Here is a 22706-nt window from a genome sequence, read left to right on the forward strand (position 1 = left end):
GGCATCGCCATAGCCGAGGTCATTCAGCAAAATACGGACAGCAAGTCATCAAAAGACGAGTCTCTTCAAGCCCTGTATGAAATGCTCTCCCACGGGCATCGGTGCTCTCGCTATATATATTGGCCTTTGCAGCCAGCCTTCAGGATGCGGTCAGAGAGGTGATCGACCCCGAAGCAATGGCGTTCGGTGGGTTCTATCACGACGTGGGGAAGATATGGGTTCCGCCCGGTTACGTGCGAGAACTGCCGTTGATCAAAGCTGCGACGCTATCAGCAAGGCAAGGCGATCTCGAAGTTTTTCCGTCCAGGGACGATTTTCCCAGGCAATGTGAGTGACCCGCTCAGACACACTCAAATCCTGCTCGAAGATCTCAGTCTGCTGGGCGGCAAATTCCACATCCATGATATTGAGCGTAGCTTCGTCATTCAAGCGGAATGAGCGGTTATCAAAGTTTGTGGACCCCACAGATACGAGTAAATGGTCAACGATGAGTACCTTGCAGTGGTACATCGTTGGCCCATATTCAGCGATCAAGATGCCGGCCTTCAACAGTGCGCCCCAGCGCGCCCTCGACGCTGCGCGCACCGTCTCCGAGTCCATATACTTCCCCGGCACTATGACCCGAACTTTCACGCCTCTCGCAATTGCAGCCAACAACGCCTGTTCTGTAATCGCATCGGGGACAAAATAGGCTGCCGACAGATCAATAGTCCGAGTTGCCGCTGTGATGGCGAGCTGATACATCAACGCCATGCTTTCACTGCCGCCGGTAGGAGAACTGCTGAACATCTGCGCACGCACGCTTCCAAGAGGTTGCAACAGCGGAAAATAATCTTTCCCATGGGGCACGCGTCCTGTCACCTTGATCCAGTTATCAACGAATACCGACTGCATCTGCCCCACGACCGGTCCCTCCACCTGGAAATGTGTGTCGCGCCAGTGATCCGGATCTTGCGCGTTCCCCGTCCACTCCGGCGCAATGCCGACGCCGCCGGTAAAACCGATAGTGCCGTCAACGATGAGTAGCTTGCGGTGTGTGCGGTTGTTAAGCTTTCCCAGCGTAAACCATCGCACGGGGTGATACCGTTGAACCTCGACACCTGCTTTCGACATCGCATCGAGCACCGATTGATCGATCTTTGAACTTCCGACGGCGTCAAGCAGAACCTGGACCTTAACGCCCGCCTGCGCGCGTTCTGACAGAGCGCTCGCGAACGCGTTGCCAATGTCACCGGACCAGTAGATATAGGACTCGAAATTTATCGTTTCTCTCGCACCGCGTATGGCGTCCAGCATTGCGGGGAAAATTTCATCACCGTTCCTGAGTACGCGAAATCGATTCCCTTCAACGACGGGCGGCCCCAGCAGCACACCAAGTTCGTGCGCGAACTGCGGCGAGTCCAGACTATAAAGGCGATCCAGACGCGTCTCTATGCGCTTCTCACTGCCGATAAAGTTGTAAGCAACAAGGCTCAAGATAGCGGTAACGGCCGCCACGAAAAAGACCAGCAGGCAGTCGCGCGCAGTGAGAGATCGAAATGCGGAACGACGAATCACGCAGTCACCTTATAGTTGAATCCAAATTACTGTCTGAGGCGCAGCGAGAAGGCATGTCGCGCCAGCCGAGATCTGTCCGAATGAGAGGGCTAAGTCAACCTGGCTTAGACGTGTCCGTAGCTTGGGCGGATTTTTTTAGATATCGGTGTACCGGGGAAAGCTGGCACCGAGTGCGGTCAGCGGTGCGGAGGGAGGTTAAAGAACGGCCAGAGCGGCCAACCTGATCCGCATCACCATAGCCATGAAAATGGGAACAGCAAGCAAGAACACCAGGACTCTCAAGACGAACATGCCGCCGGGGAAGGCGCTGCAATCGTGCCCGGCCACGACAGGAGTTACTGGACGCAGCAGCGTGAGCCAATGCGCCTGCTCGCGACTCAAGATGGCTAATCGCGATCGACCATCCCGCGCCACACCGCCAGCCGCCGTCGCAGCATAGGATAAACTTCTGCGCTCCATGAGTTGCCGCTGAATAAGCCGTAGTGGTTGCATTGGGAGAGCGTAATGTGGTCCCGATATGGCGAAGGTATCTGTGTGCACAATGCATGCGCGGCGTGGGTCTGTTGTGCGCCCGTAATGGCGTCATCTGCGCCTTCTACGGTCAGCAGGCGGGTTTTACGCAAGCAATCCAGTCTGACAAGTGCGCCGTCGACACGCCACTTGCCGCGCGGCAACAGGAAGCGCCGAAAGACCACGTCAATAGTGCTCTCGATAAACTCGGCGGGCAAGTCAAGTGGGGCCGAATGGTCCGCTACCTCCGCCACGCTTGCCACTATGCCGCCAACATCTCCCCGAGACACGTGACACATCGCCTCGAGGAACCGTCCGACTTGCCGCGATGGGTCACCCGCCTGAGCAGAGAACTGGAGAAAACCTGGATACACTCGACGGCCGGCACCTGCGTAACCAAGCGGAACCCGTCCGGTACAGCGCTGTGCGAACCATTCCCGAGAAAGCTCCCGGGCCGCCCGACCGAGCGCAGTAGGATGACTTCTTGCGTCGATGGGCCCGCCCATCAGGGCGAGCGAGCGCAGTTCGGGACCGCCGCTGGCCGCCAACCGCGCGGCCGCTGCTAGCGCCGGCACCGTCGCTTGGCAGATCGCCAGGACGTCAAGTTCCCCGGGTCCGAGCCCAGACATGAAACTTTCCAGCGTCAGAACATGGTTGTTGACGTTCAGTGCGCCCGCTTCCACCGGAATGTCCCGGGCATCGATCCATTCGGTTACATACACGTCGGAATCATCGAGGAGTGACCGTACTACAGCGCGCATCAGCGCCGCCGGGTGGCCTGCTTGTGGCGTGCACAACATTAGCTTCGGACGCACCGAGTTATCTGTGCACGTGCGCGCGGAGAAATGAAGAAGCCGGCAGAACGGAGTGTGCGCGACGACGGTCACGCTGACGGGCACCGGCTCTCCAGATTCAGTGTGAATCGTCTCGATACCGAACGCCGGCGTACCAACGAAGCGCTTGGCCACTTGGTAAAGTCCGTAGGCCTGCACAAACTGTAGATGACGCAGGGTTTCAGCCACGCTCGGCTGCACATAAAACGGCCAATACGGGAGTCTATCCATCGCAACGACTTCGGCTAGCGTCAGTGACGTGGTATGTCTTTTCCATCTTTCTTTCCTTTACTCCCGTGGCGGAGCACCGCGAGGCGAAGTCGTTATCCGGGTCTGCGCCCGAGTGGGGAGGTTGCGGAAAAAAGCCCGCTAGCAGAGATGGTCGTCCATTGACGAACAAACATTTATGCACACGTCCTAACTGTAGATCCCCCGTTTCGACATGTGTGTCAGGTATCGTCTGAACGTTCTGCGATGCACAAAAATAGACAACTAAAAGCGTGGCTTCATTCACCCTGACGTTTTCCCCGGTTGCTCACTCTGTTCGTTAGGCACGCCTCCCGTAGTGGCGAGAAGCAGCAATGGTCAAGGCATCTCGCAGAACACTTCCAGAACGCTCCGTCAAGCGATCCCCGCTGATAGCTCGCCGTGCATCGAACGGGATCCACGTGGTCGGACGCGAAGCGTTTAGGACGGGAACCGACATCGGTGCGCTCCGTTTCCGAGTAGGCTATCAATAGGGGGAAATAAAATGATCAAGAATGCGCAACGTGCTCTGAGAAATCTAGAGCGTTACATCTCAGAGATCGCCGAGTTGTTAGTGCTCAAAGAAGAAGCTGTACAGTGCCTCCCGCACGGTCGGCGCGCTGACATGGAGACGCTGACTATCGCGAACCTTCGCGTTACGTTAGAAGCGATGCAAATGCGAGCAGCGGCGTTGCGCAGCGTTAGCGCACGGGCCGCGGAGACTCGCAAAGCCCTAAGAGCCAATGCGGACAGCTTCCGACACGGATCGAAAGCTACGGCTATTTGCTGCCCGCAGCTTGCCGACAGCGGCGCCGGAGTGGTCTCTATCGCTTGAAGTTGGCCAGATGCGCAGCCATTCGAAATCCCCAGGGCAGATTAATGGGTCGCCTTCCTACCGACCGAAATGCGAATGCGACGAAGACATGGCAGTTGATTCGAGCGGCCTGACGTTGCGGCATATGAGAGGTTGGCGACAAAGGCAGAGCAATCATGGAGTGAGACTCGGTAGCATCTGACACCTGCCCTTTGCGCGACCGCTGACCCCGAACGTCACCCCACCAGCTCCCGTACGGCCAGCACGGTGTGCGTGGTCGGGCGCCGGTCCAGAGGCAATCAAGGGACCAATGCCTCGGCAATATGGGGGAATCACTCAGATTGAGTCGTGCGCTGGGTACAGTAGTCAGGTGGTGGAAACGAGGCCATGTGCACGCTGGAAACCATTTTGCTCGGGTAAGAGCCGACCAGCTACAATAGCGCCAGTTTCTACGAGTCTTGACTTATGGGTTTTGAACAGCTTGCAGATTTGAAAGCGCACCTCGCCGCAAAGGCGAGGCTGCAGGACCAACAACGAAAGGCGCCATCGTTGGAGGCGCGCGGACAAAAAGGCGCAAGCCATGTCCACGACGCGAACCGTGGCGAGTCTCCTAGGGCCAAGAGGCATCCCGCGGCCAAGCGTTCGCCCAAAGATAGTGTCGACCCGACAGTCGTTCTCCTGGGAAAGCTGCAGAAGCGCTTTCCCCTCTCTTTTCCCAAGAAACCGGCACCAAAGGCCCCCCTCAAAGTCGGCATTCTGCAGGATCTCCTCTCCCAGAAAAGTGAGTTGAGCTTGAGTGAGGATGAAATTCGTGCCGCGCTTTCCACATGGTGCCGCGGCATTCGATATTGGGAGGCTGTTGTAGAGGGTGCCGTGAGGGTTGCGCTGGACGGGTCAGTTGCTGGACATGTAACAGAATCCGAGGCTTCGCGAGCTCGGCACTTGCTGGCTCGGCGGCAAAAACCTCCTGTAGAGAGCGCCCCCTGACTGCGGTTTTTGCCAGCTTACACAGGGTCCTGTCTTGAATTCATTGGTGCGCCGGGTTCTACGCCAGGTATTGTGAGCCTACAGTCTTGGCCACAAAACCCCCGGCCCGGAGTATTTCAGCACAGCAGCTTTGGTGGCCGTCGTTTGTCAACCAGGTGCCGCGAGTACCCATCGGCTCACGCGTCCACAGCTTTGAATGGGTAAGTACTCGAGAGCGTCGCCGAGGCGGTCGTTTCGCCAGACGGTAGGTTGTCCGTGGCAGCCGAAGGTTCGCCACCCACATCGCCCCCGGCGCTGAATGCGTCCATAGTCCCAAGCTCCTTGCGCTTCTGTGCAGTTAGATATGCAGCGAAACCGGCTCCAACCGCGGCCGCTGACATGTATGCGATTACGGGTAATGCTAAGCGAAGTACTCTGCTGATCATGGCGAGCTCCTGCGGTTCGATTTAGCAGCGCCGAGAATTCGTAGCCGCTACCTGCTCAGGGCAGCAGGAAACATGCCATAGCTTACGCCTCGAGACGTGGAGCAAACTGTGGCGTCGACGGCAATCCCTCATCGCGGGACTAATTGGTACCTACTCGGATGCGGCGGAGATTTTAGCGAGCCGGCTCGTGCGGCGATCTCCGTCATCGCTCAGTCTCCGAATGCCTGGTTTCTCTCGCCGGTCCGGCTATTGGCGACCCTCGGTCTAGGTGTGGCGTTGATGCCGGTGGAGACGGCAGAAGACGATCTGGTGAGCGACTCGGGAACGAAAGCTAATGGCGAGGGGCGTGTTGGCGTGTCCGCCCGGCGAGCCCCTGAGACGCGAACTCGGCTTAATCATCATCGCTGCCGAAGATGACATCTATGGCTGCCCTTCCCGCCAGCTCCGCTACCAGGTAGGCCCATCGCATCGTATAGGGTCCTCCGAACACTTTGACCCGTTTTCCGAACGCCGCCACGCCGGGAAGAGTCATTGGGCCTTCGACTTGAAACCAAACGTTGAACAAGTCTTTCTCAACACGCTGTATATCCACATGGATATCGAATCCGCGGTATGCGGTGACACGTTCCATCACACCTCCTTTCATCATGACGCTGTGCAAATACAACTCAGCACTGCCTCATGCTTCGTTGGACAGGAGACCGTCCTTACCAGGTCGAAATCGCCTTCATTGTGGCGAGAGGCATTTGGATGCCAAGCTTAGAATCAGTGAGAGCTTCCACTTCAATGTATGGACGTTCCGACTGGACGTTGCCGAAGATTGCCGCAAACGGAATGTCCGCAGCATCCCTACCTGTCCCAATGCGCAACAGTCCCGTGGGAATCGACACGCCAGAGGGATCCAGTAAGTACCAACCGCCCGACAAATAGACTTCAACAATCGCGTGAAAATCTGGCAGCCCCATGGAGGGGTCCGCGCCGTAGTCCAAGCTGCTGGAAATGCGCGCGGGGATACTTAGTGCGCGACAGACAGCGATCATCAGGTGCGCGAAGTCGCGGCAAACCCCAGTCCGCTCGACGAGCGTATCAATCGCAGAAGTCCTCTCGTTGGTGGAGTGGCTGAGAAAGCGCATATGATTGCGCGCCCATTCACGGATAGCGTACACGCGGGCATATCCCCGCCGCATACTGCCGAACTCCCGCATTGCAAATTCCATCATCCGATCGGATTCGCAATACCGGCTCGGTGCCAAATACGGTAGAACTTCGAAGGGAAGTTGAGCGACAGGTACCTCACGCAACGACTCCCCCTCATCCAAGCGGTGGGCGATCTCTACGACGGCTTCGTACCGGATCGCCAAGCGACCTTTCTTGCTATGGACGCGAAGCATACGATTGCAGGAATCGGGAAACGTGTATTCCGTGACCGGCACAGCCGGTGTCAGCGTCAACGTTTCCGAGACCACAGATTGCCTCGCGGTCCTGGCCGCTTGAATTAAGAATAAAAAATCAGCCGAAGGATCCAGTATTTCATAGGACAAGTTCACAAGGTACCTTAGGCGAATCATTTTTCCCCCCGCAATGCCAAGTTTTCGCTACACGAAAAATCTTACGTCCTCGTACCGATGAAGGGGGACCCGCTATTCGCTACGGCGCTTGTCGCGGTCGACGTGACCAAGTGCAGGGTAGATGTCGCTGTGCCAAGCACAAACAGAACAAGATGCGGTGCCCGGGCAACCATAGCGTGCCGAAGAAATTGCGACGCGCCCACCCTTTGACCGGTCATTGCAACGGCCAATTTAGCCGTTGATAGCCCTACCGCTCCGATCGCGCCCCCTCCGCAAGCGAGACCTTTCTCCGGAAGGAGAATCGGTTTGCTTCCAGTCGTCGGACGCGAACCGTAGCGCATCTAAAGCAATGCTGTTCGGCTGCGTCTCCAACGACACGCAGAGAATGTGTGACCGGTGTGGTATCGATAACTCAGAGGATACCCTTGTCCGGCCTTTGAGCGGGTAATTCTTCAACGGTCTGACGTTAGGAGGACCCAACTCCTCACCGAGGGAGCGACTGAGGCAGAGGAACGGCGAAGCGCCCGCAGGTAAGGGAATTGCTGGGAGAGCCGGAGAGATAGATTCGTTTCCTCTCGGGCGAGGCCACATACTCTCTCCTCGACAACGGGATCCGTACGCGCACGAGGGAGATTGGCACATATCCGGCCGCCCTTCGCTGCTACATCAGCCGACGTCGTAGATGCCGTAGCAGTCCCCTCTACGGTCGAACCGGAAGCGGCAACAGCGAAGTCTGCACTACTCTCCGCCCACGTCCAATTGGTCAGATCGCATCTTCAACGCCACAAGCAAAGAGAAGCGCTTTCCGTCTCTTCCTCAACTCCATCAGCACCATGGTGCTGCACCTCAGACGGTTACGGGCCGTCGCGCAGCGTACATATCGCGCGGAGCGCTATCCAACAGGTCTCCTCGCGCCCAAATCTGCGCGACGCCTGAGCGGTCTGTTCTAAGGTCAAGCCGACCACATTGAAAAGTTGACCCCGTCCTGAATGTGGGACTTCAGTCGCACTGTTACGCTTGAGCCTCGACTAGAACGCAGTAGATCCACGTTTTTCACAGGGTTTCACCGGGGGCGCGCACTGTCGGTTTCGCCGTGCTCGCGTCGATGAGATCGGCCGCAACAGTTAAGAAGTCTCTAGGATGCCCGATAATAGGTCACTAGGTTCCTCTGTTCGGTTTGGGGTTGCTCCGCAGGCTGCAGGCCTCAATCGCAATTTTTTACAGCCTATCAGGATGCACTACCGCGGGGTGGCCTCCATGCAACACCCGACAACACTCGCCTCGGTGAGCTAGCATTTGGGAGCAGCGATGCTAATCTGACAATGGGCGCCTCGGGGCCAGCGCCGCGGACACTCCCCGATGGCATATCGGCAATAGCCACCTGGCAAGCCTCCTCTCTCTTGGCTGCTTCGTACGGCAGCCTGAATGTTGCTGAATGTTATGCACATCGTTCTGTTGCGCAACGGTACCCGGGCGCTTATCCTTCCTGCCGGCAAGACCTTACTGGATAGTCCGCCTGAGGTGCGTTGCTGGCTGGGTGCGCCTTGTGATGACACCGCTACGGAGCTCACCGTCGACACACCCATGCTTGGCATTCATCCGCCAACGGTGCTGGCGCAGCTCCTGCAAAATGGGTTCTGTGCGCTCGACGCCTCTGGCGTTGTGCAGAACTTTCGTGCGAAATCTTGCTCTCCGGATGCCACAAGGACCGATCAGGCAATCATTGCAACCCCATATCCCTAACGGTGAACCCATCAGGCCGTCCTCCATCGCTTCCTTCGATCATGTCGCGTCCGAATGAAGGCACTCCGGGATTCTGAGCAAAAACGCAAGGTCTCAATCCTCAAACCGTGAGGAGAGTCTCTGAGAAATCGCAGTGGACACTTCTTGCCCAGGCTCCGTGGCCAACGTAGGCCGAAGCTAACAGTTGTTCCACCGTTCCATCCCGTGTTCGAGCCATCAAGACCCGAAACGCGCTCGCTGGTCGCCCAGTGGCATTACTCGCGACGACAGGCGCGCGAAGCCGCAGGCCTTACCACGCTCAATGCCATCGACTCTGACTTGGGCGAAAGATCAAGACATTCCGCAGACATTCCTGACAACAATGATGCCCGCCGCGCCCCCTTTTCGGAAATCGGGCAAACTCATGCTGCCCATCGCGGCGAACGTTAAGCCGATCGTCAGTAACGAGCGCTTCCTGTGTGTTCAGCGCCGAATCGTCGTCAGACAACCCGGGCAAGACGACGAGGACTTGAGCTCGGTCAGCTTTTCGGCGAACTAGCCCATCACGTCGCCGGCGATGTTGGATGTCAGTCCGTTCAGCGCAATGACTAGCGCGGACGCGTTCGCCTTTTGAGGGTTTCGCGCGACCTCCTTGCGCAGCGCCTTGGGCCGCAACGCGACCCTGTAGTTTTTCTGCCTAGTACGACTCGCTGAGCGCTGTCACGGGCTTATCTGCCGCCGAGGATGAGAATCGCCCTTCTTCGCTGGGGCGGCCTGCCACCCGCAGCCGGTTGGGCTGTGGCGGGCATGCTCGCTTCCCTCTCGGTCTAGATCCGGGCCGCAGCATTCTGGCGGCTGTACAGCGTATCGAAACACTTTCCGCTGCAGATCTATCCCACGATCTGTCAAGCCGCTGACCCGTAGTTCTCGCATGCGTGGTAGGCTTTCGCATATTCATCACCGCCGACACCCGTCGGGCGCCGAATTTCACTGTAGCCCTAAGGGACAAACGCTCACTCAGCCCCGGGGTGAAATACGAGGAAGGGTAGTAATTAGATCCGATCCTTCCCGCTTATAGGCGAAGATGCACTGGCATTGCCAGGGTCCTCGCTAGATGGTGAATGCTTTGTTCCGCGACACGAGCAACTTGCAGTTCTAGCAAGGAGGACGGTCAGTGCGGCATGTCAATATCAAACAATTGCGGTTCTTCTTATTACTCATGGAGTATCGAGATTTCGGTGCGGTAGCCGCTTGCGCCCAAGTGCGGATTCCCACTGTAGCGTACAACCTAAAAGGCTTGCGCGAAATAACCGCAGATCCGCTGTTCGTCAAGCGCTATGGACGGCTAGAGCCGACGCCCGGAGCCATCCGACTCGAGAAGACCGCACGACAACTTCTTGATAAGTGGATTGGTATGGTTCAATCCGATGACTGCAATGCGATCAGCTTCTTCCCCGGACGACAATACTCAATCGGATTTTCGTCATCCATCGGCGATGCGGCCGTGACCGAGACCGTAGGTAGTCTATGCCGACGTTTCCCGCAGCATAGTTTTATCGCGCGGCCAGTGGCGGACAAGGCGGCGCTGCTTGAATTCTTCGACACAGGCGATGTCGATTGTGCCTTCGTGGTAGATGGCGACGAAGCTCCCCACGGCGTGGTTTCGACAAGCGTCATGGCGACTCCCCGTTGGCTCATTAGCGCCAAGTCCAACACGAAATCTGTCCACTGGATTCTCCTGCATGAGGATCGCGAACACGGCAGTCCGCTTTTCCCATTTCTCGCCAACCAAGCGCTCATGCCTGGTCACCGGGAAACCGTGGTGTCGTCATGGAATTTGCAGATCTCACTGCTGCACTCGGCGGGCGGAACCTGCCCAGTCTTAGGATTTAACCTACCGCTGGTCACGAGCAAAGGCCTTACACGGGTACTTGAGCCCGCGACAAACTTTCCGGCCTGGGCCGCGCTGCATTTCTGGACTCGTCCCCGTAATACGGACGGCGTCGTCGTGCGCGAAATATTGGATATCGGCACATCAGTGCTTCGAAACGCCCTCAAGGCTTTCGACGGCCACCGCTTTATCACCCCACAGGCCACTCAGCAAGCACTGGCTATCGTATGGCCGCCTCAGGGCCAGATTCGTTGATCTCCTCGTCGCATTACTTGCCAATTGACTTCAAGATGCCAAACGACTGGCCGGTGAGCGACTCACTTCGGGCCGTCCATCTTGACCGGCTTGGCGTGCTGGCACTCTACGAGGGCGCGCAGCGGAGAAGACGAAGACGATAAGTGCGGCGCCGGCAAACCGGCATTAAGGGTGCCAGCGGAAATTGTCCGGCATAGCTACCTAGAATTTTGGTCCTGAATTCGTATCGACTTTGTTGCAGGTGCCGTCGAAGTCCTCGAACCCACCGGCCAAAGTCAGTTGCCCGGTCATTCGATCCAAGCGAACTTTAGCCCTGTTGACCGCATTCAGTTTGACCGTTCCGGTGATTTCCTTCTCCGCGACAAACACGTCGTTGAGCGTGAACCATCCGTCGCGTGCGCTGTTGAGCGGCGGCACGATTTCGTGCGGCAAACGCATCCTCACGTTATCAGCCGCGATTTCGACGTTCACTGATCCATTGAATGGCCGACGCCCCGTGGTTGAGTAATTCGTGCTCTTATCAAAGCTGTGAGTCTTGTTGTCGTATTCCATTCCGCTCGATACTCGCGACTCAAGCACCGATCCGGACCCCGTACACAGCAGCGCGGTCGTGTTCTGGGCATAGGCAACGGTGGCACCGCCGAACACCCAGGCGAGCACGACAGCAATTGATAGTACAACCGTCATCGGATTCTCCTGTAAGGGCTTTACTTCCGTTCTGACTCAGCACATATGGATGCGCATCTCGAAGATTAGAGGGTTTTGTGAACGGTCTCCGTTGATGCAGCCGAAACATATGTGAAGTTAAGGAAGGTCTGCGCAACACGAGCTCACGCAGATTTCCGGCGCGCGACGCCTGGGTGATTGCGAGATGCGCAAGTTTTTCATTAGATTGCCGTGCTCCTTCGCGTCGAGCAGTGTTCTCTTAGCTGTACTACTGGCGCCACGGCGCTACGCGCGACGCCCCGTCTCCTACCTTTCAGAGCTTTTTGCGCACCATCCACAGATTAGCCAACGCAAACAGCATTGTGATCTGCGCAGTATTCTTTGCGAGACCGCGATACCGTGCCTTCATATAACCGAACTGACGTTTGAGGACCCTAAAAGGATGCTCGACCTTGGCTCGGATGGCTGCCTTCACGCGCTCGATCTGGTCCAGCAACGAGTCAACTTCCTTGTTGACGTCCAGTGCTCTGCGCTTGCCCGGGCGCATGGCAACATGTCAGCGGAGGCCTTGCTTCTCGGATCGCTTGTCTGCACCTTGGTAACCTGCATCGGCAAACACATCGCACTCCTCACCGTGCAGTAGCGACGCAGCCGGAACACTGTCGTGCACGTTCGCTGCCGTGCCGATGACGGTATGCACGAGACCGGAGTCCGCATCTACACCAATGTGCGCTTTCATCCCGAAGTACCAATTGCCACCCTTCTGGGTCGAGTGCATTTCAGGGTCACGTTCACCGCCTGCATTGTTGAGTTGCATCCAGAACTGACCCACTAGACCCGGTAGGGTCCGGTTTCCGTGCAAATCAACAACGTTGATTCTTGGCAGGCGTGGTCATCAGCTCGGCGTGGTCGAGCTAGCTCGTATGCGTGTTGAGCGCTTCCGCAATGGACTGGCTTCGATTTAGCAGCGCCAGTCGTTTGTCGAGCGGGGAACGCGACCAGCCGAACAGGGGGGCCGCCTCATCGCGGAGCCCTGCAGTTGACCGTCGACCGGGGATATCGCAACTGGTTTCCTCGGGAAGGGGCCATGCCAGCGCGCTGGACGTTCCCGATCACCGCGAGCCGGTCGGCCTCAGCATTAGTCAGCACCTTGATCTTGACCGGATGGGATGACCCTCGCCGGGTGCGGCCATTGTGGCCCGGTAGCGACGCTCGCGGGCCACCACTTCGAGCTCGTGGCCGTGCGCTTCGTCCTCAAAGGGACGGATCAGAAATGTGGACCCGGTCAGTTCAGCACAATGGCAGGATCGAAGTCCCTGCGGGCTACGGCCAGGACAGGTTGTGCCAATACCAACAAAAAGGGTTTTGCATTGCCGGTTATCGCGGAAATGGGGAAACCCACTGTCGCACCGGGAACGTGATGCCCGATGGGGTGGAAGATGGAAGACCAGACTGTGCTGGCGAGCCACCGTTCTGCAGAAGCCGGGCACCTTGCGATGCGGAGTCGATGCGTCTGGGACGCGGTATGTGCCGAGAAGAATACCCAAAGTTTGGCAGGCAGGCAACAACCTTGAATGCTCGCGATGGCAGGACCCGATCATATCCCACGCTTTCTTTCCAACGGCGGTAGCTTTGAACTGGGGACGACGCGCGTCCCCGCCCAACGGCACGCATACGGTGGCGCAGTTCGCACCGCGTCGAGATACAGCGATACGGGAGATCGATATGCCGCGTACAAAAATCTGGGGCACCTTGCTTTCGCGTGAACTAGATGCTGGTGGCGGAGCGCAGGATCCCCAATGCCCCGATTCGCGCTGGATTTCCACTTTTCGTCAACAAACACATCGGCAGCCAACTCGGTCCTTGTACAACCTGATCCACCGCGACAGCGATGGATCATTGTTGCAACAACGAAATTGCCTGCCGAGAGAGAACTACGCTTAGCGTAGGCGCGCCGCTCGCGCAATGCTCTCCGCAAAAAGCGGCGTCTCGCGTTTGTTATGGTCCCCTGATGCGGCTTGACGATCCTTCGCCGCCTGCTCGAACGTGACGCCATTTTTGTCGACGAATGCGAGAAAGTCATCCGTCGGATGCGAGATGACACTGTTGGTGTACTCGGTCTTGCCGTCTGGCAGACCTTTCGCTCGCAACTCCCAGATGACTTGTACCTTGGTTCGGCCGTGGGGGGTGAAGACGTCCGACACGGAGACCATCTTGCAGTACTGCGGCTCCGCGACTTCTGCAACGTAGTGCTGAACGACGAGACCGGTGCCGATCATCTCGACGTTAATAGACATCCGCTTGCCATCATCCGTCCACGTGGCGCCTGCGGCAATGTGGTCCGGCGGCGCGCAGCGTTGGTACTCGGCGTCCGGAAGATTGAAGAGCCACTGCGCGATGTCGACCTTACTTATGTCAACGTCGATGACATGGCTAAAAGCGCTCTGCGAGAGGATCAGATCATTCCGAATGGTGGTCATTTCAATTCTCCAATAATTTTGGGGCTAATGAGCAACCGTAGTCGCTTATCTTTAGTCTCGCTCATATAAACGAGCCAGATCTTTTGAAATGATCAATATTTCTAGCTTTGCATAGATGATTGGGGGCGGCCTTGCATCGACAGGTCACAATGCCCCCCAAACTCGCCAGGGTTCAATCAATCGTGAGGATGATCTTTCCGACATTCTGGGAAGATTCCATGCGACGATGCGCATCCGCCGCCTTAGCCAACGGGAAAGTACTGTCAACAACGGGCTGCAGCCGAGCCCCTTCGTTGAAGTGATCGAGCCAGTGTTCGCGAAAGCGCCGAACCATTTGGTGCTTCTCCGCTTGAGTACGCGACTTCATCACCGTTCCGATGATCTGCAGATGCCGGTACAGGATCTGCGAGAGTTCCACGCTAACTTCTCCGCCACCCCCGAGCAGCCCGACCTGGATAAGCCGCCCACCATTTGCGAGTGACGCAATGTTCTTCGAGAAGAAAGGCGCACCGACAAAGTCGACTACTACATCGACGCCGCGCTTGCCCGTTTTCTCTGCGACAATCTTAGCGAAATCTTGCGTCTTGTAGTCGATCACATGGTCGGCACCGAGTTCCGCCACCCGATTGTGCTTTGACGCTTCGGAGGTTGCAAAGACCGTAGCGCCGGTTGCATGGGCCAGTTGGACCGCAGCTGAGCCGACACCACCCGCCGCAGCATGCACCAGGACGGCATCGCCTTTCTGCAACCGCCCGAGATGTAGCAGTGCTTCATGCGCTGTCACAAACACTTCGGGAATAGCCCCCGCATGAACGTAGTCCAAGCCAGCTGGAATAGGCATTGCCATGCGCCAATCGATGCGAGAGATCTCGGCATAAGCGCCGCCACCGACCACGCCCATGACGCGGTCCCCTGCCTTGTAACCATGCACTTCGCGGCCGACCTCAATAACTTCACCAGCGATCTCGAGTCCCATGATGGTCGAGTCACCGAAGTCTGGGCGGCCATAGCCTCCCCGCCGGTGCGTGAGATCGGCCCGATTGACGCCAGCGGCATGCACACGGACGAGCAGATCGTTGGGCCGCACTTCTGGCGTCGGGACGTCGTCGAGTTTCAACACGTCCGCCTCGCCGAACTCGGCAAACAGAATGGCCTTCATTTACATCTCCTGCTGTATGGTTGATGAATGACGTCCCGAGAGTTCATTGGACGGCGTGACTCCCTATCACTTAAGCTTGCCAGCCTCGATCTGCAGCGCGCGACCACGACGGCTCAATGGAAGATGCAAGTCGATGACGAACTCGTGTGTCCAGACGAAAGGGATCTCTAGCATCCTGGACACGTCTGACGGCCGAAGAAATGGTAGAAGTCCTGAGAAGCCAGGACAATTGGCTCCTGGGTGGGGATGGTTACGCCCTGTGCGGTCATAACCAGTGGCGTCAAGCCCGGAACCGATCGATCCCGGTCCCGGTGTTTTCGCGAAGTCCACGATATTGAGATTTCAAACTCTGTCATCCGCTACGCATCGACGCTGGAAAATCGCATGCTATCGTCGGATCCACGGCGCTGTCTGCTGCAGAATTGCATGACACCACGGGCAAAATACACCTACCCGCCAGGGCCCCTATATGCCGTCGGTGAAAGGCAAAAGAGTGCATCTAATACCGTAGTATTACTTGACGTCCAGCGAGTAGAGGATCATAAGGAGCCCGTCAGCGTGGCGACGACTGCGTCGGAAGATCAGAGCACAGGCGCAACCAAACATCGACTGAAAATCTTCGTAGTCAGGTTTCGTCTATCTTCCGAAGAGCGCTGTCGCTGAAGACACCCGCTGGTATTCAGGCATACCGCACGGCGACCCAACACCAATTTGTGTAGAGCACCTATGCCTGCCGTTCGCAGTGCACTCACGTTAAGTCGGCGCGCCGTGGCCTGCGCGGCAGCCGTGTGAAATTCAAATTGATGCGTTGAAGCGCAAATCCGCCTCTTCCGCGGCAAATACTCTTCGGAGGATTGCTCACATCCCCACCACACGTCTTCCGACGAGAGTCTTATGTCATAGCGCATCAAGATCGACAGCATGGAGCAGGTGCGCTTCCCAGCAGAGGCTCTTGGCGTTCTCTGGAGCACTCCTCACAGCGCAGACCTCACGCCCGTCGAAAATGATTCACCCCGTACTCAGTCTGCCTAAGACACGAACCTGCGAGAAGCACGCGACGAACACTTGCTTCCGAGATTGCCGGCTTGACCACTTCTCATCTTGCAGCCTCAAAGGGGTCATCGGCGGCGTGTTACCAATTGAACAGGCCGCGCAGAAAACCTCGACAGAGTCCATTCAAAGCGTGGGCAGATCATGGTGACATGGACGATGCCCAGATGGCTTCTTGCAGAGCCAGGCGGTATTAAGCTTGGAATGACTCCAAGATCATGTCGATCATCGCCCTCACGCGTGCAGTGTGCCGCAGGTCCTGGTGCATGACCAACCAGACTTCATAGGGTCTGGATCGCTCCCGATCCGGCCAAATTCGCACTAGGCCATCGCGCTCAGCCATCGGGACCGGAACCTCCCCAATGGCACCGCCCATACGTACCATCGCGCGCAGCATTAAGCTCGAATTCACGGCGCCGACCAGTCGCCCACCTTCGATAGGATGCCCCACCAAGGTTGGCGTCATATTGCGGGCAAGGTGGGGTTCATACATCACGAGATCGTGCCCTTCAAATCCCGAGGAAGGATCTGGTTCGCCCCGTTGTGCGACATACTGCCGCGAAGCATATAGTCCGACCGGCCAACGAGCGAGACGCCGTGCGACCAAGTCGGGGTTATCTGGTTTTTGATTGCGAATGGCAATATCGGCTTCCCGTCGCGCCAGATTCAACATCTGTGTCGACGTATTGAGTGTCACTCGGACATCAGGATGCTGCGCATGGAGTCGGGAGATCGCCGGTATGACAAACTCAAGTGCCAGAGAATCCGTGGTCGTGACCTTGACCTCACCGGCAAGGCGCGTGTCCGCACCCTTGGCCTGGCGGACCAGATCGTTGGCAGACTTCTCCATCTTTTCCGCAGAGCGCAGTGCATTTTCGCCAGCAGATGTGAGGACATAACCCTCCGATGTTCGCAAGAAGAGCGTCGCGCTGAGCGCGTGTTCGAGCGCTGCGAGTCGACGACCCACCGTTGCCTGATCCACTCCGGCAGCCCGCGCAGCGCCACGAAGCGTGCGCTCGCGATGGAGGGCGAGGAAGATTCGCGTATCGTCCCAGTTCACCGGTTCAAGCCTGTTTTTGTGTACCGGTGCCAAGAGTAACGCATTGGTGGACCAGACGGCTAGCGACAGCTATCGGCACTGTCCGCCTACGCTTCAAGCTGACCGAGAAGCTAGGCTGACGCTGACCAGAAGGCGCCGCTCGACATAGTCGCCGGGATTGCACACAATGCAAATACAATCGCATCGACTGGTGTACTTGCCAATTTCTCGGGAGCCAAAATTATGAAAATTCTTATGCGCTTCTTTACGTTCATCCATGGGCTGATGGCTATACTCTTCACCTGTGCGGCATTGATTTTGATCGCGATTGCTGCTCGAATGGGATTGACCGTATTTGCGAGTCAATGGGACGAGGCGAGCGCGCAATTTATCATTGAAGCTTTGGGACTGCTGGCCGGCGCCGTTGTTGCGCTGCAGATCGCCGAGACCATCGTGGAGGAAGAGGTCATACGTGAGGCTGACGTGAGCGCGCCGACGCGCGTACGACGCTTCCTGTCGCGATTCCTAGTGGTTGTCGTCGTCGCACTTGCCATCGAGGGGCTCGTGGCGACGTTCAAGGCACTGCACAAGGATCCATCGCAGCTTGGATATGCGGCCGGGCTAATTGCATCGACAGCCTTGCTGCTTGCCTCCTGGGGGCTGTTCGTCCGCCTCAATCGGTCTGCGGAAGAGTTGGAGCCGGAGGCCATGGCGGAGGCGAAACGCGAAGACAAGAAAGTGCAATAGTGCGGCACCGAACGTGCCGCCTGGTCCTCCCTAGCCTCAGTGAAGGTAGCCTGAATGCGGAGACCGCCCAAAGGTGACGTTGCGGCTGCAGACAGGGGAAGACCGGTATTCGGTTGAAAGCCGACCTAGATCCGGCGCTTCGTCGATCGTCCCCTGTGGGTCGATCGGAGCCGGCGGGCCGTGACTGCCGTCATCCGCTTGGCCGAGACCGGCCACAAAGAGATGTGTATCCATTGACAATGCACCCCAGCAATAAAAAAAACCACGTCTCGAAAGACGTGGTCTAACGCTCAAACGTTCGCAATCGGTTTCGCGAAAACAATACATTCGAACGGGGTATTTCGTATTATATCCGGGCGGCCCAATGCCCCCTTAGCAGCGATAACGCACCCCCAGCTTCGCGCCATTCGCATTGCTGTCGCCAAAGTACGGCAAGCTCGTTAGTGCCAGCAGTTCGCCGTAGACGCTGAAGCGGTATTCGTTCGAGCTCAGCGCGCGCCGACGCTGAAACCAACCCCCAGTGCCAGGTCCGTGCTGACCACACATATGTCGGCCAAGCGTGCCGAGGTGCCATGCAGGCAGTCGTAGCACAGGTTGGTGATGCCGTACACATGCGAGCGGCGGATTCTGCCATTGCCGGCCGTCCACTTGGTTTCGTGGCCCAGCTTCACGCCCAGGCGCAAGACAAAGCTGTTCCCGTTGTCGCACGACACGTTGGCGCCGTGATCGGTGAACGTATCGAAGCAGACCTGCGGCCAGTCAAGCTGGTCGCCGCGCCGCTGCCGGGTTGCGGTTGCGGTTGCGGTCGGCGAGCTTGGTGGCCAGCATCGAAGCGCGGCTAAGTCCCTTAGCGGCACGTTGCGCAGTTTCCATTATTCGATTATATTCGAATAATGGAAACAGACAACGCCCTTCAATCGCTTGCCGCGCTCGCCCATGCCGTCCGCCTGGCCGTCTTCCGCCTGCTCGTACAGGCCGGCCCCGAAGGCCTGCCGGCTGGCCGCATTGCCGAACTGATGGAGATGCCCGCGTCCTCACTGTCGTTCCACCTCAAGGAACTGCATCACGCCCGACTGCTGGCCAGCCGCCAGGAAGGCCGGTCGATTATCTACATGGCCCGCTTCGAGACCATGAATGACCTGCTGGGCTATCTCACGGAGAACTGCTGCGGAGGCAATCCGTGCTCGCCGGTTTCCCGCTGCGCCGTCACCACGGAGTCCTGAGCCATGAAGCGCTTCCACGTCCACGTCAGCGTGGCCGACCTGTCGGCCAGCATCCGCTACTACTCGACCCTCTTCGCCGCAGAGCCAACCGTCATCCGGGACGACTATGCGAAGTGGACGCTGGACGATCCGCGCGTGAACTTCGCGATCTCCAACCGCACGGAGAAGCTGGGCGTGGACCATCTGGGCATCCAGGCTGAGACGGACGCAGAGCTGGCCGAGATACAGGCACGCCTCGCCAGCGCCGACCTACCCATGCAATCCCAGTCCGAGACGTACTGCTGCTACGCGACCTCGAACAAACACTGGTCGGTGGACCCCACCGGCATCGCCTGGGAATCGTTCCACACGCTCGGCAACGCGCCCACCTATGGCGAATCGCGTGACCGTAGCGCCGAGACCGCTGCGTGCTGCGTGCCCGTCCCGTTGGACGCCGCACCGAAGCCTTCCGCCAAGACCACCTGCTGCACGTCGCAATCCGGCTGCTGCTGACCTAGTCCTAACCCGCCTTCCCCATCGAATCCTCGTGCGAGGAGGCACTCCCTCGCCCCAACGCCCAACAACCACCATGTCCGACAAGACCTTCAATGTACTGGTGCTCTGCACCGGCAACTCCGCCCGCAGCGTCATGGCCGAAGCGCTGTTCAACGTGCTCGGCAAGGGACGCTTTCACGCCTACAGCGCCGGCAGCCATCCTTCCGGCAACGTGAATCCCTTCGCCGTCGAGCGGTGCGAGTCGATTGGCTACGACATCTCCGGCCTGCGCAGCAAGAGCTGGGACGAGTTCGCCTTGCCCGATGCACCCAAGATGGACTTCGTGATCACCGTCTGTGACCAGGCGGCGGGCGAGGTCTGCCCGATCTGGCCGGGCACGCCCATCACGGCACACGGGGGTTTCATGGACCCGGCCGCCATCCAGGGTTCGGATGATGAGAAGCGCAAGGTGTTCGACCAAGTCTTCCGTCAGATCCTGAATCGCGTGAGCCAGTTCGTGAACCTGCCGCTGCACATCCTGGACCGCAATGCCATTCAGAAGGAGATGCGCGCCATCGGCGAGCAGCCTGTGGAGGCAGAGCAGTGAGCACGGCGCAACAGTCCGCCGCAGCGGCACAGCCCAGCGCCATTGGATTCTTCGAGCGCTATCTGACAGTCTGGGTGGCGCTGTGCATCGTGGCCGGCATCCTGCTCGGCCAATGGCTGCCATCGGTATTTCACGCCATTGGTGCCATGGAAGTCGCGCAGGTGAACCTGCCAGTCGGCGTGCTGATCTGGGTCATGATCATTCCAATGCTGATCAAGATCGATTTCGGCGCCATGGGCCAGGTCGCGGCACACTGGCGCGGCATCGGCGTCACGCTCTTCGTGAACTGGATGGTCAAACCGTTCACGATGGCGCTGCTGAGCTGGATCCTCGTGCGCCATCTGTTCGCGGGGTGGCTGCCAGCAGATCAACTCGATAGCTATATCGCCGGCCTGATCCTGCTGGCGGCGGCGCCTTGCACGGCGATGGTCTTCGTCTGGTCGCAGCTCTGCAAGGGCGATCCGTATTTCACGCTGTCGCAGGTGGCGCTCAACGACGCCATCATGATCGTGGCCTTTGCGCCGGTCGTCGCGCTGCTGCTGGGCCTGTCGTCGATCACCGTTCCATGGGACACGCTCATTACGTCAGTCGCGCTCTACATCGTCGTGCCCGTGCTGATCGCGCAGGTCATCCGCAGGACATTGCTGGCGCGCGGTGAAGCAACCTACAAGCGAGTTGTCGGTGCCCTCGGCCCGTTCTCGATCACCGCACTGCTTGCGACGCTGGTGCTGCTGTTCGGCTTCCAGGGCAACGCCATCGTCGAACAGCCGCTCATCATCCTGTTGCTGGCCGTGCCGATCCTGATCCAGGTCCTGCTGAACTCCGGGCTGGCCTATCTGCTGAACCGCAAGCTCGGCGTAGCCCACTGTGTCGCCGGCCCGTCGGCTCTGATCGGTGCAAGCAACTTCTTCGAGCTGGCCGTGGCCACCGCCATCAGCCTGTTCGGCTTCCAGTCCGGCGCGGCGCTCGCCACCGTCGTCGGCGTGCTGATCGAAGTCCCGGTGATGCTCCTTGTGGTTGGCGTGGTCAACCGCTCGCAGCACTGGTACGAATCGCATTGAGACACCTTATGACCGTCACCATCTATCACAACCCGGCGTGTGGTACGTCGCGCAATACGCTGGCGATGATCCGCAATGCGGGCATCGAGCCAACCGTCATCGAGTACCTGACCTCGCCACCCTACCGGCAGACCTTGCAGGCAATGATCCGCGAGGCCGGGATCACCGTGCGCGAAGCGATCCGCGAGAAGGGCACACCCTACGCCGAACTCGGTCTTGGCAACCCCGCGTTGAACGATGACCAGTTGCTCGATGCCATGCTGGCCCACCCCATCCTGATCAACCGCCCCTTCGTCGTCACCACGCTTGGCGTGCGGTTATGCCGACCGTCCGAAGTCGTACTGGATATTCTGTCGGCACCGCAGCAAGGCGCTTTCACCAAGGAAGACGGCGAGGCCGTAGTCGACGCACAGGGCCGGAGGATTCGATGACCGTCGATCTCCCCAACATCGTCCCGGCGGTGCTCGACACGCCGGACCTCCGCAAGCTGGAGCCAACACGCGTCAGCACCCACTCGCCGCGCATCCTGCTGCTCTACGGCTCGCTGCGCGAGACCTCGTACAGCCGCCTGCTGGTGCAAGAAGCCGAAGGGATTCTGCGGCACTTCGGGGCAGAGACCCGCGTCTTTGATCCGCGCGATCTGCCGATGACGGACAGCGCGCCCGCCGATCACCCGAAGGTGGTCGAACTGCGCGAGCTCTCCGAGTGGTCGGAAGGCCAGGTCTGGTGCAGCCCCGAGCGCCACGGCACGCTGACAGCCGTCTTCAAGAACCAGATCGACTGGCTGCCGCTGGAGATGGGCGGCATTCGCCCTACGCAGGGCCGCACGCTGGCCGTGATGCAGGTGTCCGGTGGCTCGCAGTCGTTCAATGCCGTCAACGCGCTGCGCGTGCTAGGGCGCTGGATGCGCATGGTCACCATTCCGAACCAGTCGTCGGTGGCCAAGGCATATCAGGAGTTCGACGCCAACGGCCGCATGAAGCCGTCGTCCTACTACGATCGCGTGGTCGACGTCATGGAGGAACTCTACAAGTTCACGCTGCTGGTGCGGGACCGCAGCGACTACCTCACCGATCGCTACAGCGAGCGCAAGGAAGCCGCACCCGCCCATGCGACGACGCTCGCGGCGGCGGCCATGCATCACGAGAACGACGCGCAGACCAGCGACACCGATAGCGGCGACGTGGAATAACAAGGAAGGGACGGACCGGCCATGGAGCCAAGCTCCCGTGCCTGTCCTGGGCCGCGCTACATCTCACGCTCGGGCTGGCCCTGAACCTGAGCATGCCAAGCGTTACTGTCGCGGCAACTGCAGCCAACAGGCGATTCCAGCAGGCGGCGCTCAGATGCCGATTGTCATTATCAAAATCGATATCCCACGCCGGCCACGAA

General features: G+C 58.5%; 19 protein-coding genes and 1 pseudogene. 10 read left to right on the forward strand and 10 right to left on the reverse strand.

Translation table 11 applies throughout. The features are described from left to right. Nucleotides 1–252: 252 nt before the first annotated feature. Nucleotides 253–1557 (reverse strand): phosphatidylserine/phosphatidylglycerophosphate/cardiolipin synthase family protein, encoded by a 1305-nt coding sequence (locus GA566_RS27925; protein WP_370459376.1) that lies wholly within the window; start codon nucleotides 1555–1557, stop codon nucleotides 253–255. Nucleotides 1558–1943: 386 nt separating this feature from the next. Then, the gene (phaZ, locus tag GA566_RS27930; protein ID WP_160474827.1) at nucleotides 1944–3089 is read right to left on the reverse strand and encodes a polyhydroxyalkanoate depolymerase; all 1146 of its coding nucleotides are present in this window, start codon (nucleotides 3087–3089) and stop codon (nucleotides 1944–1946) included. 1336 nt (nucleotides 3090–4425) lie between these two features. Between phaZ and GA566_RS33755 the strand changes: the two genes are divergently transcribed. After that, nucleotides 4426–4947: a ProQ/FinO family protein gene (locus GA566_RS33755; protein ID WP_160474828.1), complete on the forward strand. Its 522-nt coding sequence runs from the start codon at nucleotides 4426–4428 to the stop codon at nucleotides 4945–4947. A gap of 816 nt (nucleotides 4948–5763) precedes the next feature. On the opposite strand, the gene GA566_RS27940 is transcribed toward GA566_RS33755, so the two are convergent. Further along, nucleotides 5764–6003 carry a hypothetical protein gene (locus GA566_RS27940; RefSeq protein WP_160474829.1) on the reverse strand — a complete coding sequence of 80 codons (240 nt, stop codon included), beginning with the start codon at nucleotides 6001–6003 and terminating at the stop codon, nucleotides 5764–5766. Between the two features lie 76 nt (nucleotides 6004–6079). After that, nucleotides 6080–6940 (reverse strand): transglutaminase family protein, encoded by an 861-nt coding sequence (locus GA566_RS27945; RefSeq protein ID WP_160474830.1) that lies wholly within the window; start codon nucleotides 6938–6940, stop codon nucleotides 6080–6082. 1425 nt (nucleotides 6941–8365) lie between these two features. Here GA566_RS27945 and GA566_RS27950 point away from each other — a divergent pair. Beyond that, nucleotides 8366–8683, forward strand: a complete 318-nt coding sequence (locus GA566_RS27950) for a hypothetical protein (RefSeq protein ID WP_160474831.1) — start codon at nucleotides 8366–8368, stop codon at nucleotides 8681–8683. Between the two features lie 1153 nt (nucleotides 8684–9836). Then, complete coding sequence (locus GA566_RS27955; RefSeq protein ID WP_160474832.1) at nucleotides 9837–10808, forward strand: LysR family transcriptional regulator; 972 nt, start codon at nucleotides 9837–9839, stop codon at nucleotides 10806–10808. Between the two features lie 201 nt (nucleotides 10809–11009). On the opposite strand, the gene GA566_RS27960 is transcribed toward GA566_RS27955, so the two are convergent. The 5 genes and pseudogenes from GA566_RS27960 to GA566_RS27980 all read right to left on the reverse strand — a co-directional run bounded on the left by GA566_RS27960 (nucleotide 11010) and on the right by GA566_RS27980 (nucleotide 17223). Continuing rightward, complete coding sequence (locus tag GA566_RS27960) at nucleotides 11010–11495, reverse strand: hypothetical protein (protein WP_160474833.1); 486 nt, start codon at nucleotides 11493–11495, stop codon at nucleotides 11010–11012. Nucleotides 11496–11787: 292 nt separating this feature from the next. Continuing rightward, a pseudogene (locus tag GA566_RS27965) lies at nucleotides 11788–12279 on the reverse strand (IS5 family transposase); the annotation flags it as partial. A 1135-nt stretch (nucleotides 12280–13414) separates the two neighbouring features. Further along, complete coding sequence (locus GA566_RS27970) at nucleotides 13415–13954, reverse strand: hypothetical protein (RefSeq protein ID WP_160474834.1); 540 nt, start codon at nucleotides 13952–13954, stop codon at nucleotides 13415–13417. Between the two features lie 172 nt (nucleotides 13955–14126). Further along, nucleotides 14127–15113: an NAD(P)H-quinone oxidoreductase gene (locus GA566_RS27975; protein ID WP_160474835.1), complete on the reverse strand. Its 987-nt coding sequence runs from the start codon at nucleotides 15111–15113 to the stop codon at nucleotides 14127–14129. A 1243-nt stretch (nucleotides 15114–16356) separates the two neighbouring features. Then, a complete protein-coding gene (locus GA566_RS27980; protein ID WP_160474836.1) occupies nucleotides 16357–17223 on the reverse strand; it encodes a LysR family transcriptional regulator in 867 nt (288 codons plus the stop codon). A 222-nt stretch (nucleotides 17224–17445) separates the two neighbouring features. Here GA566_RS27980 and GA566_RS27985 point away from each other — a divergent pair, with 222 nt between their 5' ends. Next, nucleotides 17446–17949 (forward strand): hypothetical protein, encoded by a 504-nt coding sequence (locus GA566_RS27985; protein ID WP_160474837.1) that lies wholly within the window; start codon nucleotides 17446–17448, stop codon nucleotides 17947–17949. A 488-nt stretch (nucleotides 17950–18437) separates the two neighbouring features. On the opposite strand, the gene GA566_RS27990 is transcribed toward GA566_RS27985, so the two are convergent. Further along, entirely contained in the window at nucleotides 18438–18806 is a 369-nt protein-coding gene (locus tag GA566_RS27990; protein ID WP_160474838.1) for an autotransporter outer membrane beta-barrel domain-containing protein, read from the reverse strand. A 36-nt stretch (nucleotides 18807–18842) separates the two neighbouring features. Between GA566_RS27990 and GA566_RS27995 the strand changes: the two genes are divergently transcribed. The 6 genes from GA566_RS27995 to arsH all read left to right on the forward strand — a co-directional run bounded on the left by GA566_RS27995 (nucleotide 18843) and on the right by arsH (nucleotide 22506). Beyond that, the gene (locus tag GA566_RS27995; protein ID WP_160474839.1) at nucleotides 18843–19172 is read left to right on the forward strand and encodes a helix-turn-helix transcriptional regulator; all 330 of its coding nucleotides are present in this window, start codon (nucleotides 18843–18845) and stop codon (nucleotides 19170–19172) included. Between the two features lie 3 nt (nucleotides 19173–19175). Then, the gene (locus tag GA566_RS28000) at nucleotides 19176–19664 is read left to right on the forward strand and encodes an ArsI/CadI family heavy metal resistance metalloenzyme (protein ID WP_160474840.1); all 489 of its coding nucleotides are present in this window, start codon (nucleotides 19176–19178) and stop codon (nucleotides 19662–19664) included. A 76-nt stretch (nucleotides 19665–19740) separates the two neighbouring features. Next, nucleotides 19741–20253, forward strand: a complete 513-nt coding sequence (locus tag GA566_RS28005; protein ID WP_160474841.1) for an arsenate reductase ArsC — start codon at nucleotides 19741–19743, stop codon at nucleotides 20251–20253. Beyond that, a complete protein-coding gene (gene arsB / locus GA566_RS28010) occupies nucleotides 20250–21314 on the forward strand; it encodes an ACR3 family arsenite efflux transporter (RefSeq protein ID WP_160474842.1) in 1065 nt (354 codons plus the stop codon). The genes GA566_RS28005 and arsB overlap by 4 nt, the downstream gene beginning before the upstream one ends. Before the next feature lie 8 nt (nucleotides 21315–21322). Beyond that, complete coding sequence (arsC, locus tag GA566_RS28015) at nucleotides 21323–21745, forward strand: arsenate reductase (glutaredoxin) (protein WP_160474843.1); 423 nt, start codon at nucleotides 21323–21325, stop codon at nucleotides 21743–21745. Beyond that, on the forward strand, nucleotides 21742–22506 hold the full coding sequence (gene arsH, locus GA566_RS28020; RefSeq protein ID WP_160474844.1) for an arsenical resistance protein ArsH: 765 nt from the start codon (nucleotides 21742–21744) through the stop codon (nucleotides 22504–22506). Before arsC ends, arsH begins: the two co-directional genes overlap by 4 nt. The last annotated feature ends 200 nt before the right edge of the window (nucleotides 22507–22706 follow it).

This window comes from Cupriavidus sp. SW-Y-13 (genome assembly GCF_009793345.1).
In the GTDB taxonomy this organism is placed as follows: Bacteria; Pseudomonadota; Gammaproteobacteria; order Burkholderiales; family Burkholderiaceae; genus Cupriavidus.